We start from the raw sequence: 19,295 nt of genomic DNA, 5'->3' as shown, positions 1-19,295 counted from the left end.
TTGTTGGTGCGGTCGTCTGTCAGATATTCTTGACGAAAATCTGCGGTGATTTTGCGAAAAAACACCGCTAGCCCGCCACCAGCATCGATAACAGGGCGCTTGCGATGAGAATTAAAGTCCACTGCCAGAACCGCGTCGGCATCCTGCGCGACATCCTCAACCTGTTGGTCGAGTACGGCATCAACGTCGCCCGCGGCGAGGTCGGCGGCGAGCAGGGCAACGCCATCTATCTGCACTGCCCGAACCTGATCAACCTACAGTTCCAGTCTCTGCGTGCGAAGTTCGAGGCGATTCCCGGCGTGTTCGGGGTCAAGCGCGTCGGTTTGATGCCCAGCGAGCGCCGTCATCTGGAATTGAATGCTTTGCTCGGCGCGCTGGATTTTCCGGTGCTGTCGATCGACATGGGCGGCTCGATCGTCGCCGCCAACCGCGCGGCGGCGCAGTTGCTGGGGGTGCGGGTGGACGAGGTGCCGGGGATTCCGTTGTCACGCTACGCCGAAGATTTCGATTTGCCCGAGTTGGTGCGGGCGAACAAGTCGCGAATCAATGGCCTGCGGGTCAAGGTGAAGGGCGATGTGTTTCTCGCCGACATCGCTCCGCTGCAATCCGAGCACGATGAAAGCGAAGCCTTGGCTGGTGCGGTGTTGACCCTGCATCGCGCCGATCGTGTCGGTGAGCGCATTTACCATGTACGCAAACAGGAGTTGCGTGGCTTCGATAGCATCTTCCAAAGTTCGAAAGTCATGGCGGCGGTGGTGCGCGAAGCCCGGCGGATGGCGCCGTTGGATGCGCCGTTGCTGATCGAGGGCGAGACCGGCACCGGTAAGGAGCTGCTAGCGCGCGCCTGCCACCTGGCCAGCCCGCGTGGGCAGTCGCCGTTTATGGCGCTGAACTGCGCCGGGCTGCCGGAATCCATGGCCGAGACCGAACTGTTCGGTTACGGCCCAGGCGCCTTCGAGGGGGCTCGTCCGGAGGGCAAGCTCGGCCTGCTGGAGTTGACCGCCGGCGGTACCTTGTTCCTCGATGGCGTCGGCGAGATGAGCCCACGCTTGCAGGCCAAGCTGCTGCGTTTCTTGCAAGATGGTTGCTTCCGTCGGGTCGGTAGCGACGAGGAGGTGTACCTGGATGTGCGGGTAATCTGCGCAACTCAGGTGGATCTCTCCGAACTCTGTGCGAAAGGCGAGTTTCGCCAGGACCTCTACCACCGCCTCAATGTGCTCAGCCTGCATATTCCACCGCTGCGCGAATGCCTGGATGGGCTGGCGCCGTTGGCCGATCACTTTCTCGATCAGGCCAGCCGGCAGATTGGTTGCCCGCTACCCAAACTGGCGCCGCATGCGTTTGAACGACTCAATCACTACCACTGGCCAGGCAATGTACGGCAGTTGGAGAACGTGCTGTTTCAGGCGGTTTCGCTCTGTGATGGCGGCACGGTCAAGCCCGAACATATCCGCCTGCCGGACTATGGTGCGCCGCAGCCGCTAGGTGATTTCTCCCTCGAGGGCGGGCTGGAGGCGATTCTCGGGCGTTTCGAAAAAGCCGTGCTGGAGCGGCTCTACGCCGAGCACCCAAGCAGCCGGCAACTGGGTAAGCGCCTGGGTGTTTCGCACACCACCATTGCCAACAAGCTGCGTCAGCATGGTTTGGGCAAAGAAGGGGCGGGTGAATAGGTCGGTAGCTGCATCCGCCTAGCTCCGCTGGGCAGCCGATAAGGCTAGGCATTAGTCGCCCTACGACGTTAGTGCAATGATTTCGCTTTAGTCGACGGGCATACAAAGGCGCCATCCGAATCGAGCGTGATCTTGGATGCAGCGTTTTAGCATTCCTTCCCCGGAATGACTTGATGGTCGGCCTTAGGGTCGCCTTTTTTTATTCTCCTCGCGCCCTGAAATAACCGCCGCGCTCGTCGCCTCCCTCGGTAGCCGGTGGCGTCTTGCTTTTCGGTTCCGGACCTCGATCCCTTCGAAGCAGCATTTCGCCTTGCGCTTGAGTGTGGGCATTGCCGGATATGCGGTCGGGGAGGGAGCTTGTCGGCGTAAATATGAATGTGTATCATTTAGTTTCAAATTTAGGGGGCGCAAGGAGTGCATTGCCCAAATAAAAATAAGGTCAAGGCAATGCTTAAAATGCTACTCGTATACGGTCATCTGCTCGCCACCTGCATTGCTCTGGGGCGGGTGTTGCAGGCCGATCACAAGCTCTGGAGTTGGCGCAGGGAGGCGTTGGATCAGGCGCAGCGTGAGTATCTCGAGGAAACTCAGAAGATCGTCACCTTGGCGCTGCTGGCTCTTTGGGGAAGTGGCCTGCTGTTGGTGTTGCAGGGCTACCTCGATGAGGGCGCCACGTATCTGCTCAATCAGAAACTCTGGGCTAAGGTGACCGTTGTCGCGCTGCTTAGCGTGAACGGCGCGTTGCTGCATCGAGTCGGTTTCCCGCTGCTGCAAAAGGCTCCTTTCGTCTGGTTGCCCAACTCCGCCCGCACCCGCCTTGCTCTCTTGGGCGCGCTCTCCATGAGTGGCTGGCTATTCGCCGCTTTCTTGGGTGTGGCTCGAGCGTGGAATTACGTGTTGCCTTACCTGTATGTGATGGGCGCTTTCGCTGTGTTCTCGCTATTGGCCTGTGCCGTGGCGTTTGCAGTCGCCAGTGCAGCGGGCGCTGTGGTCGAGGAGGAGGGGGAGCGGTCCGCTGCTTCATAGGCTGAGGGGAATGGTCCGTCTAGACCGAGCAGGGATGCAGCGACACCGTCTGTGGGGCGTTCTTCGGGACGCCAGTGTTTATCTCGGAATGATTTAAGTGGGCGACCTTGGGGTCGCCCTTTTTAGTTGGGGGCTCGCAGGGCGCCAAGCTGACAGGAGCTATGGCTGGTAAGACCATGGTCGAATGGTTATTTAGGAAAGCAGTAGCTACAAAAGGCGCCATAAAACAACAACTACCCGCTGAGGTATTTCCTGATGAGTGCTGCTTCCCTGTATCCCGTGCGCCCCGAAGTGGCGGCTCAGTCGTTGACCGATGAGGCCAGCTACAAAGCCCTGTACCAGCAATCGGTGATCAATCCCGACGGTTTCTGGCGCGAGCAGGCGCAGCGCATTGACTGGATCAAGCCCTTCAGCAAGGTCAAGCAGACCTCGTTCGATGATCATCACGTCGATATCAAATGGTTTGCCGACGGCACCCTCAACGTCTCCGCCAACTGCTTGGATCGGCATTTGGCCGAGCGTGGCGATCAGGTCGCGATCATCTGGGAAGGCGACGATCCGTCCGAGCACAAGCACATCACCTACCGCGAACTGCACGAGCAGGTCTGCAAGTTCGCCAACGCCTTGCGCGGCCAGGATGTGCATCGTGGCGACGTGGTGACCATCTACATGCCGATGATTCCGGAGGCCGTGGTGGCGATGCTCGCCTGCACCCGTATCGGTGCCGTGCATTCGGTGGTGTTCGGCGGCTTCTCGCCGGAGGCGCTGGCGGGGCGGATCATCGACTGCAAGTCGAAGATCGTCATCACCGCCGATGAAGGCGTACGCGGCGGCAAGAAAACTGGGCTGAAAGCCAACGTTGACGAGGCTTTGACCAACCCGGAAACCAGCAGCGTGCAGAAGCTCATCGTCTGCAAGCGCACCGGTGCGCCGATCAAGTGGCATCAGCATCGCGATGTCTGGTACGAGGATCTGATGGCGGTCGCCTCCAGCCATTGCCTGCCGAAAGAAATGGGCGCCGAAGATCCGCTGTTTATCCTCTACACCTCCGGCTCCACCGGTAAGCCGAAAGGTGTGCTGCACAGCACTGCTGGCTATCTGGTGTATGCCGCACTGACCCATGAACGGGTGTTCGACTACAAGCCGGGCGAAGTCTACTGGTGCACCGCCGATGTGGGCTGGGTCACCGGCCATAGCTACATTGTCTACGGCCCGCTGGCAAATGGCGCGACCACGCTGTTGTTCGAAGGCATTCCGAACTATCCGGATGTATCGCGGATCGGTCAGATCATCGATAAACACCAGGTCAATATCCTCTACACCGCGCCGACGGCGATCCGCGCCATGATGGCCCAGGGCGACGCTGCGGTACGCGATGCCAGCGGTGCCAGCCTGCGCTTGCTCGGTTCGGTCGGCGAGCCGATCAACCCGGAGGCCTGGCAGTGGTACTACGACACTGTCGGTCAGAAGCGCTGCCCGATTGTCGATACCTGGTGGCAGACCGAAACCGGCGGCATCCTGATCAGCCCGCTACCGGGTGCTACGGCGCTCAAGCCGGGTTCGGCGACGCGGCCGTTCTTCGGCGTGCAGCCGGCCCTGGTGGATAACCTCGGCAACCTGATCGAGGGCGCAGCTGAAGGTAACCTGGTGATCGTCGACTCCTGGCCGGGTCAGGCGCGCACGCTGTACGGCGACCATGATCGCTTCGTCGATACCTACTTCAAAACCTTCCGTGGCATGTACTTCACCGGTGACGGTGCGCGGCGCGACGAGGACGGTTACTACTGGATCACCGGTCGGGTGGATGACGTGCTCAACGTCTCCGGCCACCGCATGGGCACTGCCGAGATTGAGAGCGCCATGGTAGCCCACCCGAAAGTGGCGGAAGCCGCGGTGGTCGGCATGCCTCACGACATCAAGGGGCAGGGCATTTATGTCTACGTCACCCTTAACAGTGGTGAAGAACCGAGCGAAACGCTGCGCCAGGAACTCAAGCAGTGGGTGCGCAAGGAAATCGGCCCGATCGCCGCACCGGACGTGATCCAGTGGGCGCCGGGGCTGCCAAAGACTCGCTCGGGCAAGATCATGCGCCGTATCCTGCGCAAGATTGCCATCGCCGAATATGAGGGGCTCGGCGACATCTCCACCCTGGCCGATCCCAGCGTGGTGCAACACCTGATCGACACACATCGCAGTATGCAGGCCGCCTGATCGATTGCTGTTAGTCACGCCCCGCCCCAGCCACAAGCTGGGGCGGGGCGTTTTTGTTTCGGCTTGGTCGTTGCGTCGCAGTTTGCTGGCTCAACCTATAAATCGCTGGCTTATGGAGATTGATATCGGTTTTAGGGGCTGGTTTGCACGGCTGAGCGAAGGGTTTTTGTGGGCGTAACAAGCTGGGTAACATCGCGCACTTTGGCGGGGTGTACGGAAACAGCTTGCGTTGGTTTGCTGCTTTTTTTAGCTGGCTAAAAGCTCTCCAACTTGCTGGAGGTGCCGAAATATAAGGGTTTTGCAAAATAAGGCGCGATTATTGCCTTAGCCTGGGGTTGTTAATTCTCTCTGGTCCTCCAGCTTTTGGAGTGCCTGTCAATATGCCTGGTAAGCCTGCCAGAGCCTTTTGTAATTAGTTGTCGCATTGAAGAAATATCGGCTTTGGAGCTGTCGTTAGAATGCCGCTCACCCAGCCGTAGCCTCTTGGATGCTGCTTAGCACACTGCAAAGACGGCGACTCTTTCTACAATTAACGGACGGCCTGGGCGATCTCCAATTCTGCCAACAGAAGCCAAACCCCTACTCGAAGGAGTCATAAGATGAAGAAGATCGCACTTCTCGGCGCCCTGGCGTTGTCCGTATTGTCCTCGCTGGCCATCGCTGACGATGCTAAGCCCCTGCGTATTGGCATCGAAGCGGCTTACCCGCCTTTCGCCAGCAAGACGCCTGATGGCGCTATCACAGGTTTTGACTACGATATCGGTAACGCGCTGTGCGAAGAGATGAAGGTCAAGTGCCAGTGGATCGAACAGGAGTTCGACGGCCTGATCCCAGCTTTGAAAGTACGCAAAATCGACGCGATTCTTTCCTCCATGACCATCACCGAAGAGCGTAAGAAGTCCGTCGACTTTTCGAGCAAATACTACCAGACACCGGTCAAGCTAGCGATGAAAGCCGGCACTGTGCTGAACGATCCGTTGGTTGATCTGAAGGGCAAGAAGGTGGGCGTGCAGCGTGGCAGCACTTACGATCGTTTCGCCACTGAAGTGTTTGCCCCGGCCGGTGTTGAAGTCGTCCGTTACAGCTCGCAGAACGAAGTGTTCCTGGATCTGACCTCGGGTCGCTTGGATGCCACTCTGGCGGATGCTGTGAACATCGATGACGGCTTCCTCAAGACTGACGCTGGGAAAGGCTTCGCTTTTGCCGGTCCGGCTTATACCGATGTGAAATATTTCGGTGAAGGCGCCGGGATCGCGGTACGTAAGGGTGACAAGGCGCTGGCCGATAAGATCACTACTGCCATCGCCGCTATCCGCGCCAACGGCAAGTACAAAGAAGTACAGGACAAATACTTCAAGTTCGACGTCTACGGCGAGTAATCGCTTTTCTCTAAAGGTGGCACAAACTCAATCCTGCGGTTTGTGCCACTTTTTCGTTGTGGTGGTGCTCCCGGGCGATCCGCTTGGTTGGGTGCGCTGCATAAGGACGCAGAGCCTATCCTTGAGTAACTCCTGCCCGCGACGGAAGCCATTTGGCGCAGGGCAAGAAAAGGAGGAGAGAAGTTTGGTTACTCCAAATGAGCGACGACTGACGCAGCTATGCGCAGAAATGGCCCCGTCCCTTCGGGGTGTGCCTGAAGGTACGCCATGCGCTTCTGCTGGACGTGGTCAGCGCATCACCATTACCGGCGTTCCGCGCCTTGCCAGGACTGTTTTTGGGCGGCAATGCGGGCCGGAATTATTCAACGATAGGCTCTTATCATGCTGAACGGCTACGGCTCGACCATTATCGACGGTGCCTGGCTCACCTTGTCGTTGGCCCTGACCTCGATGACGCTGGCTTGCGTGCTGGGGTTGCTCGGGGCGGCGTTTCGTCTCTCGCCGATCAAGTGGCTGTCATTGCTGGGCGAAGCCTATGCCACGGTGATTCGCGGCATTCCCGATCTGGTGCTGATCCTGCTGATTTTCTATGGCGGTCAGGATGTGGTTAACCGGGTCGCGCCGCTGCTGGGCTATGAGGATTACATTGACCTCAACCCCTTTGCCACGGGCGTGTTCACCATGGGCTTTATCTTCGGGGCCTATCTCTCGGAGACTTTTCGTGGTGCCTTCATGGCTATCCCCAAGGGGCAGGGCGAGGCGGGTGCTGCCTATGGCATGAGCGGCCTGCAGGTGTTTTTCCGGGTGCTGGTGCCGCAGATGATTCGTTTCGCCATTCCAGGCTTCACCAACAACTGGCTGGTCTTGACCAAGGCGACGGCGCTGATCTCGGTGGTCGGGCTACAGGACATGATGTTCAAGGCCAAGAGCGCCGCGGATGCCACGCACCAGCCTTTCACTTTCTACTTGGCGGTAGCGGCGCTTTATCTGGTGTTGACCAGCGCTTCCTTGCTGCTCCTGCGTTTCCTGGAGAAACGCTACTCGGTAGGCATGAAGGTGGCTGAACTATGATCTTCGACTTCTCATCCGTTTGGGCCAATCTGCCGCTGTACCTCGGTGGTGTGTTGGTGACCCTCAAGATTTTGCTGATTTCCCTGGCGTTTGGGCTGCTACTTGCCATTCCGCTGGGCCTGATGCGTGTCTCGCGGCGGCCGGCGGTCAATTTCCCGGCCTGGCTCTACACCTATGTGATTCGCGGCACACCGATGCTGGTGCAGCTATTTTTGATCTACTACGGTCTGGCGCAGTTCGCGGCGGTGCGTGAAAGCTTTCTCTGGCCGTATCTGTCCAACGCCACGTTCTGTGCCTGCCTGGCCTTTGCCATTAACACCAGTGCCTATAGCGCGGAAATTCTCGCCGGTAGCCTCAAGGCCACCCCGCATGGCGAGATCGAAGCGGCTAAAGCGATGGGTATGTCGCGCTTCAAACTGTACCGGCGGATTTTGCTGCCTTCGGCGCTGCGTCGGGCGCTGCCGCAATACAGCAATGAAGTAATCATGATGCTGCACACCACCAGTCTGGCGTCGATCGTCACCCTGATCGATATCACTGGCGCGGCGCGCACCCTCAGCTCGCAGTTCTACCTGCCGTTCGAGGCCTTTATCACTGCTGGTGCGTTCTACCTGTGTTTGACCTTCGTCCTGGTGCGCCTGTTCAAGCTGGCCGAGCGCCGCTGGCTGGCCTACCTGGCACCGCGTAAGGCCTGAGGGGCAGATCATGCAACGTATCGAGCATGTATTGCCGTGGGGCTGCCCGGGAACCGAACGCCGCTTGACGCTGTTCCGTTTCGGTAGCGGGCCGTGCAAGGCCTATATCCAGGCCTCCTTGCATGCCGATGAGCTGCCGGGCATGCGCGTTGCCGTCGAACTCAAGCGGCGCCTGCGTGAGCTGGAAGCCCAAGGCCGCCTGACCGGCGTGATCGAACTGGTGCCGGTGGCCAATCCGATTGGCTTGGGGCAGCTGTTCCAGGCGACTCAGCAAGGCCGTTTCGAGTTCGGTAGCGGTAAAAACTTCAACCGTGATTTCTTCGAACTGGCCGAGGCCATAGCGCCGGCGCTGGAGGGCTATCTCGGCAGTGATGGGCCGACGAATGTGCGGCTGATCCGTGCGGCGATGTGCGAGGCGCTGGATGCGCTGCCGGTGGCTGGCTCCGAGTTGGAAGGTTTACAGCGGCTGCTGCTGCGACACGCTTGTGACGCGGATGTGGTGCTCGATCTGCACTGTGATTTTGAGGCGGCGGTGCATTTTTACGCGATCCCGCAGCAGTGGTCGCAATGGCGCTCCCTGGCTGCACGGTTGAAGGCCAGCGCTGTGCTGCTGGCTGAGGAGTCTGGCGGTAACTCTTTCGATGAGGCCTGTTCGGTGCCCTGGCTGCGCTTGGCTCGGCATTTCCCGCAGGCAGCGATTCCACTGGCGTGTCTGGCGACCACCCTTGAGTTGGGTGGCATGGCGGATACCGAGAAGGCGCAGGCCGAGGCCAGTGCCGAGGGGATTTTAGCCTTCCTGGCCGAGCAGGGTTTGATTGCCGGGGATTGGCCGGCGGCGCCACAGGAGTGCTGCGAGGCTACGCCTTTTGAAGGTGCGGAATATGTTTATCCACCGCACCCCGGCGTGGTGAGTTTTCTCCAGTCGGTGGGCGGGCAGGTTAAAGCGGGTGATCCGCTGTTTGAGGTGATCGATCCTTTGGATGATCGCCACACAATCGTTCGTGCGACTACGGCAGGCGTGCTTTTCGCGCGTGAGCGCCTGCGCTTTGCGCAGCCCGGCCTGTGGTTGGCCAAGGTGGCCGGCCGTGAACCTATCCGCAAGGGCCGTTTGCTCAGCGACTGATTCCACTGAATTCGAGAGTCGAAACCATGTACAAACTTGAAGTTCAAGACCTGCACAAACGTTATGGCAGCCACGAAGTGCTCAAGGGTGTCTCGCTAGCGGCCAAGGCCGGCGACGTGATCAGCATCATCGGCTCCAGCGGCTCGGGTAAGAGCACCTTCCTGCGCTGCATCAATCTGCTGGAGCAGCCCCACGCTGGCAAGATCCTGCTGAATGGCGAAGAACTCAAGCTGGTGGCGAATAGGGAGGGCGCGCTCAAGGCTGCCGATCCGAAGCAGCTGCAACGCATGCGCTCGCGCTTGTCGATGGTGTTCCAGCACTTCAACCTGTGGTCGCATATGAGCGCCCTGGAAAACGTCATGGAAGCCCCGGTGCACGTGCTCGGCATGTCGAAGAAGGACGCACAGGAAAAGGCCGAGCATTACCTGGCCAAAGTCGGTGTGGCACATCGTAAAGATGCTTATCCTGCGCACATGTCCGGTGGCGAACAGCAGCGTGTGGCGATTGCTCGTGCGCTGGCGATGGAGCCGGAAGTCATGTTGTTCGACGAACCTACCTCGGCGCTCGATCCGGAACTGGTGGGTGAGGTGCTCAAGGTCATGCAGGATCTGGCGCAGGAAGGCCGAACCATGGTGGTGGTGACGCACGAGATGGGCTTTGCTCGTGAAGTCTCGAACCAGTTGGTGTTCCTGCATAAAGGTGTGGTGGAAGAGCACGGTTGCCCGAAAGAAGTACTGGTTAACCCGCAGTCCGAGCGTCTCAAGCAGTTTCTTTCCGGTAGCTTGAAGTAACCCCGGTCACTGGAAGCACAAGAATGACGCCCCTTTTGGGCGCGACACGGCATGTCCATCAATGCCAACAGAGCCTAAACTGCCAGCCATGACTGCTCATCGAATTGGTTTTCTCCTCTGGCCCAGCACCAAAGCAATGACTTTGGCGTTGGCAGAGGAAGCGTTGCGTGTCGCTCAGCGTGTTCACCCTGATGTGGTTTACGAGCTGCTGTTCCTCCAGGCTGAACCGATGGTCGAAGGAGCCTGGCGCCTGCCGGGCGAGCCTTGGGTCGGTAAGCTGGAGGGCTGTCAAAAGCTCTTTCTGCTGGCTGATGAGCCGCCGGCCCATCTTGCCCCAGCCTTATCCAGTGCGCTCAAACAGTTGGTGCGGGCTGGCTGTGTGATCGGCGGGCTGTCTGCGGGGGTTTACCCGTTGGCTCAGCTCGGCTTGCTCGATGGTTATCGTGCGGCGGTGCACTGGCGCTGGCAGGACGACTTTACCGAGCGCTTCCCCAAGGTGATTGCCACCAGCCATTTGTTCGATTGGGATCGTGATCGCCTGACGGCCTGTGGCGGCCTGGCGGTGCTCGACCTGCTGCTGGCAGTGTTGGCCCGCGATCACGGCGCGGAGTTGGCCGGTGCGGTGTCGGAAGAATTGGTGGTCGAGCGCATTCGTGAAGGCGGGGAGCGTCAGCGTATTCCCCTGCAGAACCGTCTGGGTTCCAGTCATCCGAAGCTGACCCAGGCCGTGCTGCTGATGGAGGCGAATATCGAAGAGCCGCTGACCACCGATGAAATCGCCCAGCACGTCTGCGTCTCGCGCCGCCAGTTGGAGCGGATATTCAAGCAGTACCTCAATCGTGTGCCCAGCCAGTACTACCTGGAACTGCGCCTGAACAAGGCTCGCCAGCTGTTGATGCAGACCAGCAAATCGATCATCCAGATCGGTCTGTCCTGCGGCTTCTCATCCGGCCCGCACTTCTCCAGCGCCTACCGCAACTTCTTCGGCGCCACCCCGCGTGAAGACCGCAATCAGCGCCGCAGCAGCAGCCCCTTTGAGCTCACTTCCGTGCCGGTAGAGCGCGGTTGATAAGAAGTCCGTTCACACAAGGGTGGGCTCGTCGCCTCGTAGGTTGGCGCTGAGCGCAGCGATGCCCAGCAGGGAGTCGCCCGCGACTCCCTAAGCTCGGTCTCACCTATAAAAGCCCGACCTTGCAGGCCGGTTGTTGGGCATCGCCTCTGGCTCAGCGCCAACCTACGTTTTGCGCAAACTTGCAGGTAAGCGGCAGTCCCGTAGATACTCTGTTGGACGTCAAGCTTCAGCCAGATGGATTTTGCTGAATAGCTTGCTGGAGTCGAAGGGTTCGCCCAGTTGGATGCAAGCCCAAAGCCCGGTCAGGTACTTGCGCATGACGGCGCATACGGCCTGTATTTTCTTTTTGCCACGGCGTTGTAGGGACAGGTAGAAGGCCTTGGCGTTTGGGTCATGTCGTACCGCGCTCAGTGCCGGCATGTAGAGGGCGCTTCGTAGATAGGCATTACCCGCCTTGCTCAGCCGTGAAGCCTTATTGACGCTACTGCCCGATTGGCACAGGCGGATATCTAGCCCGGCATAGCGACTGACTTGCGGCGCCTTCAGATGCTGGGGCAGGACACTGAGTTCAGCCAGTAACGCAATAGCACTGGCAACGCCAACACCTTTGGCTGCCAGCAGATGCTGAAACTGACTGTTCAACACGGCGTCCTCGGCAATCAGGCGCTGTGCAGCGTTGCTGAGTCGCTCGATGCGCTGATCCAGCCTCTCGACCGCTTCAACTTCGTCTTCAATCAGCAGCGCCAGCGTGTCACGTTTGGAGCGCAAGGCGTGCAGGCGGTTCTTGGCTTGTGTACGGGTCGCGGTCAGCCGATTGATTTGTCGGCCGATGTCACGCAGCGCCATACGGAGGGTATCCGGCGCAGTCCAAGGGGCTGGCGTCATCCGCTCGGCGTACTCGGCCAGGAGGGCCGCGTCTAGCGGGTCGGTCTTGCTTTGCGCCAACTTGAGTTGGGCAAAGTGGTGGAAGCTTTTGGGGTTGATGACAGATACGACGATCCCGGCCTTGCTCAAGGCAACGGCCAAGTCCAAGTAGTAAACGCCGGTGGCCTCCATCACGACTTGGACGGCTTCTAGCGCTTTAATCCGCTCCACCGCCTGGGCGTGACCCTCGGGCGTTTGCTGGATGTCCAGCTTGCCCCGCGTGCGACCACCCTTTCGCCATGCCAAGGCAACTGTCTTGGCACCCACATCCACACCGACAAATACGCTCATTGAATTCATCTCGCCCGGCATTTGAGCAACAATAGCTACCGGTTCCCCGACCTCGCACTTCTTGCCGCTGCAACCTTGTGATGCGAAGTCCACCTCAATGAGCTGGCTTCCGGATACTCCACGCGGTGGGCAATGAGGCGGGGGGCCGATCTACGGACGAGGTTGAGTGTGAACTCACCTCCAGGTTGGAACGGCCTCCCCAGTAACTGCTTCTCTGCGTCAAGCGCAGGGCCTGAAAGGCTAACCCGGTTGACGGAAAACAACATACAAGGTTGGCGCTGAACGCAGCGATGCCCAACAGGGAGTCGCCCTGCGGCTCCTTATTCTCGGGCTCGCGACTGGAAGCCCGGCCTTGCAGGCCGGTTGTTGGGCATCGCCTTTGGCTCAGCACCAACCTACCTTTGCGTTCTCCTGATGGTTTTGTACGGCGCCTGTACAGTTGTTCTTGTCGCAGAGAGAAACTGGGTCGCCAGGAGCGCGACCCGGGCAGCAGAAGCCGCTTAGTCAGCCTATTCAGAAATTTTCTCCTTCTGTGCATCTCTGCATTGAACCGCGTTTAAACTGCGCCTTCGCGACGCTTTCTGTCGCATTTCCATAAGCACCGAAATTTCTCGGGTTGGCGCTATAAGAAGTTGTCGCATGACGACAATGCCCGCCCCAAATCAGTCCCTACAATTCATTCCATCGCTAGCCGTTCCAGGCAGGAGAACACCGATGTCCGTTGAGTATGTAAAGGTAGAGCGCGCCGATTTCGATCAGGTGATGGTCCCCAACTATGCCCCCGCAGCCTTTATTCCAGTGCGTGGCGAGGGTTCCCACGTTTGGGATCAGAGTGGTCGTGAGCTGATCGACTTCGCCGGCGGGATCGCCGTGAACTCCCTGGGCCATGCGCACCCGGCCTTGGTCAAAGCCCTGACTGATCAGGCGCAGAAGCTCTGGCACGTGTCCAACGTCTTCACCAACGAGCCGGCCCTGCGGCTGGCGCACAAGCTGGTCGACGCCACTTTCGCCGAGCGCGTTTTCCTCGCCAACTCCGGTGCCGAGGCCAACGAAGCCGCATTCAAACTGGCGCGTCGTTATGCCCATGATGTGTATGGCCCGGAGAAGTTCGAGATCATCGCGGCCTCCAACAGCTTCCACGGCCGCACGCTGTTCACCGTGACGGTCGGTGGCCAGGCGAAGTATTCCGCGGGCTTCGGTCCGAAGATCGAAGGCATCACCCATGTACCGTTTAACGATCTGGCTGCGCTGAAAGCAGCCATTTCCGACAAGACCTGTGCCGTGGTGCTGGAGCCGATTCAAGGCGAGGGCGGTGTGCTGCCGGCTGACAAGGCTTATCTGGAGGGCGTGCGCAAGCTGTGTGACGAGCACAACGCGCTGCTGGTCTTCGATGAAGTGCAGAGCGGCATGGGCCGTACTGGCGAGCTGTTCGCCTATATGAACTACGGCGTCACGCCGGACATCCTCTCCAGCGCCAAGAGCCTGGGCGGCGGTTTCCCGATCGGCGCGATGCTGACCACCAGCAAGATCGCCACTCATTTGGCGGTCGGTACTCACGGCACCACCTATGGCGGTAACCCGCTGGCGAGTGCGGTGGCGGGCGCGGTGCTGGATGTGATCAACACCCCGGAAGTGCTCGCTGGCGTAAAGGCCAAGCACGAGCGCTTCAAGGTGCGCCTGGAGCAGATCGCCGCGCAGTACGGCATTTTCACCGAAGTGCGTGGCCTGGGCCTGTTGCTCGGCGCCGCCTTGTCGGATGCCTGGAAGGGCAAAGCCAAGGACGTGCTCAACGCCGCCGAGAAGGAAGGCGTCATGGTCTTGCAGGCCGGCCCGGATGTCGTGCGTTTTGCCCCGAGCCTGGTGATTCCGGATGCGGATATCGATGAAGGCCTGAACCGTTTCGAGCGGGCTGTGGCCAAGTTGACTCAGGCCTAAGCAGGCTTTAGGTGTGCGGCACGAGCCGAATTTTGCCTCTGGGCATTTTCGGCCCGCGCCAACCATGCAGCCCAGTTGTAGCTTTAATCAACTCAGGACGAGTTGATCCGTATTTTTACCAAGGATGACCATTTCTGTGTGTGCCGTGGTCTTGTGTCATGGCTTTCTCCCGGCCTCTCTGCGCGAGTGGCTTGGAGCTTTTCTTGAAGGAGTAACACCATGCTGGTGATGCGCCCTGCGCAAATGGCTGATCTGGCCGACGTGCAACGTCTGGCCGCGGACAGCCCGGTTGGTGTTACTTCGCTGCCGGATGATGCCGAGCGCCTGAGCGAGAAGATTGTCGCCTCGGAGGCGTCGTTTGCGGCCGAAGTCAGTTTTAACGGTGAAGAAAGCTATTTCTTCGTGCTTGAAGATACGGATACTGGTCGGCTGGTCGGCTGTTCCGGCATCGTCGCTTCGGCCGGCTATTCCGAGCCGTTCTACAGCTTCCGCAACGAGACCTTCGTGCATGCCTCGCGGTCGCTTTCGATCCACAACAAGATTCACGTGCTCTCGCTCTGCCACGACCTGACCGGCAATAGCCTGCTGACCAGCTTCTACGTCGAAAAACCGTTGGTGAACTCGCCGTGGGCCGAGCTGAACTCGCGTGGCCGCCTGCTGTTTGTGGCTAGCCACCCGGAGCGCTTCGCCGATGCGGTAGTGGTGGAGATCGTCGGGCACAGCGATGAAAACGGCGATTCGCCGTTCTGGGATGCGGTCGGGCGGAATTTCTTCGACCTCAACTATGCCGAGGCCGAGCGCCTCTGTGGTCTGAAAAGCCGCACCTTTCTCGCCGAACTGATGCCGCATTACCCGATCTACGTGCCGCTGTTGCCGGACGCCGCCCAGGAAGCCATGGGCCAGGTCCATCCACGGGCGCAGATCACCTTCGACATCCTCATGCGTGAAGGCTTCGAGACCGATCATTACATCGACATTTTTGACGGTGGCCCGACCCTGCACGCGCGCACCTCAGGCATCCGCTCGATTGCCCAGAGTCGCGTGGTGCCGGTACGTATCGGCGACCCCGGCAAAGGCGGGCGTACCTATCTGGTGGCCAACGGCCAATTGCAGGACTTCCGTGCGATTGTCGTCGAACTGGATTGGGTGCCGGGCAAACCGGTCACCCTGAGTCTTGAAGCCGCCGAAGCCTTGGGCGTCGGCGAGGGCGCCAGCGTGCGCCTGGTTGCGGTTTAAGAGGATTGCCTATGATCGTTCGTCCCGTCCGCAGTGCCGATTTGCCGGCCCTGATCAATCTCGCCCGCAGCACCGGCGCCGGCCTGACCACGCTGCCGGCCAACGAGGAACGCCTGGCGCACCGCGTCGGTTGGGCGGAGAAAGCCTTCCGTGGCGAAGCCGAGCGCGCCGACGCCGATTACCTGTTCGTCCTCGAAGATGACACCGGCCAGGTGGTCGGTATCTCGGCGGTCGCCGGCGCCGTCGGCCTGCGCGAGCCTTGGTACAACTACCGTCTCGGCCTGACCGTCAGCGCCTCGCAGGAGCTGAAGATCTATCGCGAGATCCCCACGCTGTTCCTCGCCAATGACCTGACTGGTAACTCCGAGCTGTGTTCGCTGTTTCTGCAGGCGAACCATCGCAGTGGGCTGAACGGTCGCCTGCTGTCGAAGGCGCGCTTCCTGTTCATTGCCGAGTTCCCGCAGTTGTTCGGCAACAAGGTGATTGCCGAAATGCGTGGCATGTCCGATGAGCATGGCCGTTCGCCATTCTGGGAAAGCCTCGGCCGGCACTTCTTCAAGATGGAATTCTCCCGCGCCGATTACCTCACCGGCGTCGGCAACAAGGCCTTTATCGCCGAGTTGATGCCGAAGTTCCCGCTCTACACCTGCTTCCTCTCGGAGGAGGCGCGCAACATCATCGGCCGCGTCCATCCGGATACCGAGCCGGCGCTGGCCATGCTCAAGGGCGAGGGTTTCAGTTATCAGGGTTACGTGGATATCTTCGACGCCGGCCCGGCCATCGAAGCCGAAACCACGAAAATCCGCGCCGTGCACGACAGCCAGGCGCTGGTGCTGGCGATAGGCACGCCAGGCGATGACGCCACGCCGTTCCTGATCCACAACCGCAAGCGTGAAGACTGCCGAATCACCGCCGCACCGGCGCGGATGGCGGCCGGCACTTTGGTGGTCGATCCGTTGACGGCCAAGCGTCTGCAACTCACCGCCGGTGACCAAGTGCGCGCAGTGCCGCTGTCGGCCAGAGCGCCAGCGAACAAGGAGCTGATTTAATGAGTACGCATTACATTGCCGGCGCCTGGCAAACAGGCCAGGGTGAGGCGTTGGAATCGTTGAATCCGGTCAGTCAGGCCGTGGTCTGGACTGGTCAGGCTGCTACTGCGGCGCAGGTCGAAACTGCCGTCCAGGCTGCCCGCGCGGCTTTCCCAGCCTGGGCTAAACGCTCGCTGGAAGAGCGTGCCAGCGTGTTGGAGAGTTTTGCCGCCGCGCTTAAAGCGCACGGCGACGAACTGGCCCGCACCATCGGTGAAGAGACCGGCAAGCCGCTGTGGGAGTCCGCTACCGAAGTGACCAGCATGGTCAACAAGGTGGCTATCTCGATTCAGAGCTACCGCGAACGTACCGGTGAAAAGAGTGGCCCCTTGGCCGACGCTACGGCCATATTGCGGCACAAACCGCATGGCGTGGTCGCGGTGTTCGGTCCCTACAACTTCCCCGGTCACCTGCCTAATGGGCATATCGTGCCGGCGTTGCTGGCCGGCAACGCGGTGATCTTCAAGCCCAGCGAGTTGACCCCTAAAGTCGCCGAGCTGACGGTGAAGTGCTGGATCGAAGCCGGCCTGCCGGCAGGCGTGCTCAATTTGCTGCAAGGCGCCCGTGACACCGGCGTCGCCCTGGCCGGCAACCCGGGTATCGACGGGCTGTTCTTCACCGGTTCGAGCCGCACCGGCAACTTGCTGCATCAACAGTTTGCCGGCCGCCCGGACAAAATCCTGGCGCTGGAGATGGGCGGCAACAACCCGCTGATCGTCGATCAGGTCAAAGACCTCGATGCGGCGGTGTACACCATCGTTCAGTCGGCCTTCATCTCCGCGGGCCAGCGCTGTACCTGCGCCCGTCGCCTGCTGGTGCCGCAGGGCGCCTGGGGTGATGCCCTGTTGGCGCGCCTGGTGGCAGTGGCTTCGAGCATCCAGGTCGGTGCCTTCGATGCGCAGCCGGCACCCTTTATGGGGTCGGTAATCTCGCTGGATGCCGCGCGGCATCTGCTCAAGGCTCAGGAGCATCTTATCGCCCAGGGTGCGACTGCACTGCTGGCGATGAGTCAGCCGCTGGCCCATGCCGCGTTGCTGACTCCGGGCATTCTGGATGTCACTGCTGTTAGTGAGCGCCCCGACGAGGAGTTCTTCGGTCCGCTGCTGCAAGTGATTCGTTACGCCGATTTCGACGGCGCGATTCGCGAAGCCAACGCCACCCAATATGGCCTGGCCGCTGGGCTGCTGTCGGATTCCCGCGAGCGCTATCAACAGTTCTGGGTCGAGAGCCGTGCCGGCATCGTCAACTGGAATAAACAGCTGACAGGTGCCGCCAGCACGGCGCCTTTTGGCGGAGTCGGCGCCTCTGGCAACCATCGCGCCAGTGCTTACTACGCTGCGGATTACTGTGCTTATCCGGTGGCCTCGCTGGAAAGCGAAAGCTTGAGCCTGCCTGCAACCCTGACCCCTGGAGTCAGCTTATGACTGTCAAAAAAGCCTATGAAGTCAACTTCGACGGTCTAGTCGGGCCGACTCACAACTACGGTGGCCTGTCATACGGTAACGTCGCCTCGCAGGGCAGCAGCCAGCAGGTCTCCAGCCCCAAGGAAGCCGCGAAGCAAGGCCTGGCGAAGATGAAGGCGCTGATGGAGATGGGGTTCAAGCAGGGCGTACTGGCCCCGCAGGAACGTCCGGACGTCGCCGCCCTGCGTAGCCTGGGTTTTACCGGCACGGATACGCAGGTGATCGAGAAAGCTGCGAAAGACGCCATGCCGCTGTTGGTCGCCAGCTGCTCGGCCTCGAGCATGTGGACGGCTAACGCGGCGACCGTCAGCCCGAGTGCCGACACTGCGGATGGCCGTGTGCATTTCACCGCCGCCAATCTCAACTGCAAATTCCATCGCAGCCTCGAGCATCCGACCACCAGTCGCATACTCGCGGCGATGTTCGCCAACCAGCAACATTTCGCCCATCACGCGGCTCTGCCAGCGGTGGCGCAGTTTGGTGACGAGGGCGCGGCCAACCACACGCGCTTCTGCAAAAGCTACGGTGAGGCCGGCGTAGAGTTCTTCGTGTTTGGTCGCAGCGCTTTCGATAGCCGCTTCCCGGCACCGCAGCGTTACCCGGCGCGGCAAACCCTGGAAGCCAGCCAGGCGGTCGCTCGCCTGCACGGCCTGGGTGAGGCTGGCGTGGTCTACGCCCAGCAGAACCCTGCAGTGATCGATCAGGGCGTGTTCCACAACGACGTGATCGCGGTGGGCAACGGCGAAGTGCTGTTCCACCACGAAGACGCCTTCCTCGACACCGAGAAGGTGTTGGCCGAGCTGCACGACAAGCTCGGCCGTCGCGGCGGGCGCTTCAGCGCGGTTTGCGTGCCGCGCGATGCGGTCAGCGTCGAAGACGCGGTGAAGTCCTACCTGTTCAACAGCCAACTGCTGTCGCAGGCCGACGGTTCGATGTTGCTGATCGTGCCGGAAGAGTGCCGCAACAACGAGCGTGTCTGGCAATACCTGTCGCGCCTGACCGCCGAAGACGGCCCGATTCGCGAAGTGAAGGTATTCGATCTCAAGCAGAGCATGCAGAACGGCGGTGGCCCGGCCTGCCTGCGCTTGCGGGTGGCGCTCAACGAGGGCGAGCTGAACGCGGTGAATTCCGCGGTGATCATGACCCCGTCGCTGTACGACACCCTCAACGTCTGGGTCGACAAGCACTATCGCGATCGTTTGGCCGAGGCCGACCTGGTCGACCCGCAATTGTTGGTCGAATGTCGTTCGGCATTGGATGAACTGACGCAGATCCTTAAACTAGGCTCGGTTTATCCATTCCAGATCAATTAAGAGTCCT

General features: G+C 60.2%; 15 protein-coding genes. 14 read left to right on the top strand and 1 reads right to left on the bottom strand.

Annotated features, from left to right (window positions below):
* The first annotated feature begins 104 nt into the window (after nt 1-104).
* From D3879_RS17935 to argR, 9 genes are all read left to right on the top strand, one after another.
* A complete protein-coding gene (locus D3879_RS17935) occupies nt 105-1,670 on the top strand; it encodes a sigma-54-dependent transcriptional regulator (protein WP_119955622.1) in 1,566 nt (521 codons plus the stop codon).
* 447 nt (nt 1,671-2,117) lie between these two features.
* Nucleotides 2,118-2,696: a hypothetical protein gene (locus tag D3879_RS17930; protein WP_119955621.1), complete on the top strand. Its 579-nt coding sequence runs from the start codon at nt 2,118-2,120 to the stop codon at nt 2,694-2,696.
* Nucleotides 2,697-2,951: 255 nt separating this feature from the next.
* Nucleotides 2,952-4,907 carry an acetate--CoA ligase gene (gene acs / locus D3879_RS17925; protein WP_119955620.1) on the top strand — a complete coding sequence of 652 codons (1,956 nt, stop codon included), beginning with the start codon at nt 2,952-2,954 and terminating at the stop codon, nt 4,905-4,907.
* A 599-nt stretch (nt 4,908-5,506) separates the two neighbouring features.
* Nucleotides 5,507-6,286, top strand: coding sequence for an ABC transporter substrate-binding protein (locus tag D3879_RS17920; protein ID WP_119955619.1), 780 nt, complete (start codon nt 5,507-5,509; stop codon nt 6,284-6,286).
* A gap of 381 nt (nt 6,287-6,667) precedes the next feature.
* Complete coding sequence (locus tag D3879_RS17915) at nt 6,668-7,357, top strand: ABC transporter permease (RefSeq protein ID WP_119955618.1); 690 nt, start codon at nt 6,668-6,670, stop codon at nt 7,355-7,357.
* Nucleotides 7,354-8,052 carry an ABC transporter permease gene (locus D3879_RS17910; protein WP_119955617.1) on the top strand — a complete coding sequence of 233 codons (699 nt, stop codon included), beginning with the start codon at nt 7,354-7,356 and terminating at the stop codon, nt 8,050-8,052. The genes D3879_RS17915 and D3879_RS17910 overlap by 4 nt, the downstream gene beginning before the upstream one ends.
* 10 nt (nt 8,053-8,062) lie before the next feature.
* On the top strand, nt 8,063-9,175 hold the full coding sequence (locus D3879_RS17905; protein ID WP_119955616.1) for a succinylglutamate desuccinylase/aspartoacylase family protein: 1,113 nt from the start codon (nt 8,063-8,065) through the stop codon (nt 9,173-9,175).
* Nucleotides 9,176-9,201: 26 nt separating this feature from the next.
* A complete protein-coding gene (gene aotP, locus D3879_RS17900) occupies nt 9,202-9,966 on the top strand; it encodes an arginine/ornithine transport ATP-binding protein AotP (RefSeq protein ID WP_119955615.1) in 765 nt (254 codons plus the stop codon).
* Nucleotides 9,967-10,054: 88 nt separating this feature from the next.
* Complete coding sequence (argR, locus tag D3879_RS17895; protein ID WP_119955614.1) at nt 10,055-11,035, top strand: transcriptional regulator ArgR; 981 nt, start codon at nt 10,055-10,057, stop codon at nt 11,033-11,035.
* Between the two features lie 222 nt (nt 11,036-11,257).
* On the opposite strand, the gene D3879_RS17890 is transcribed toward argR, so the two are convergent.
* A complete protein-coding gene (locus D3879_RS17890) occupies nt 11,258-12,253 on the bottom strand; it encodes an IS110 family RNA-guided transposase (RefSeq protein WP_119955613.1) in 996 nt (331 codons plus the stop codon).
* Nucleotides 12,254-12,967: 714 nt separating this feature from the next.
* On the opposite strand from D3879_RS17890, the gene D3879_RS17885 reads away from it, so the two are divergent.
* From D3879_RS17885 to astB, 5 genes are all read left to right on the top strand, one after another.
* Nucleotides 12,968-14,188, top strand: coding sequence for an aspartate aminotransferase family protein (locus D3879_RS17885; RefSeq protein ID WP_119955612.1), 1,221 nt, complete (start codon nt 12,968-12,970; stop codon nt 14,186-14,188).
* Between the two features lie 219 nt (nt 14,189-14,407).
* A complete protein-coding gene (gene aruF / locus D3879_RS17880) occupies nt 14,408-15,424 on the top strand; it encodes an arginine/ornithine succinyltransferase subunit alpha (protein ID WP_119955611.1) in 1,017 nt (338 codons plus the stop codon).
* A gap of 11 nt (nt 15,425-15,435) precedes the next feature.
* Nucleotides 15,436-16,473, top strand: a complete 1,038-nt coding sequence (gene astA, locus D3879_RS17875; protein ID WP_119955610.1) for an arginine N-succinyltransferase — start codon at nt 15,436-15,438, stop codon at nt 16,471-16,473.
* Nucleotides 16,473-17,936: a succinylglutamate-semialdehyde dehydrogenase gene (gene astD, locus D3879_RS17870; protein ID WP_119955609.1), complete on the top strand. Its 1,464-nt coding sequence runs from the start codon at nt 16,473-16,475 to the stop codon at nt 17,934-17,936. Before astA ends, astD begins: the two co-directional genes overlap by 1 nt.
* Nucleotides 17,933-19,288 carry an N-succinylarginine dihydrolase gene (gene astB / locus D3879_RS17865; protein ID WP_119955608.1) on the top strand — a complete coding sequence of 452 codons (1,356 nt, stop codon included), beginning with the start codon at nt 17,933-17,935 and terminating at the stop codon, nt 19,286-19,288. The genes astD and astB overlap by 4 nt, the downstream gene beginning before the upstream one ends.
* Nucleotides 19,289-19,295: the final 7 nt, after the last annotated feature.

It is taken from the genome of Pseudomonas cavernicola (assembly GCF_003596405.1).
In the GTDB taxonomy this organism is placed as follows: domain Bacteria; phylum Pseudomonadota; class Gammaproteobacteria; order Pseudomonadales; family Pseudomonadaceae; genus Aquipseudomonas; species Aquipseudomonas cavernicola.
The sequence above is the reverse complement of the archived record's forward strand: the minus strand, read 5'-3'. Positions and strand labels throughout refer to the sequence as shown.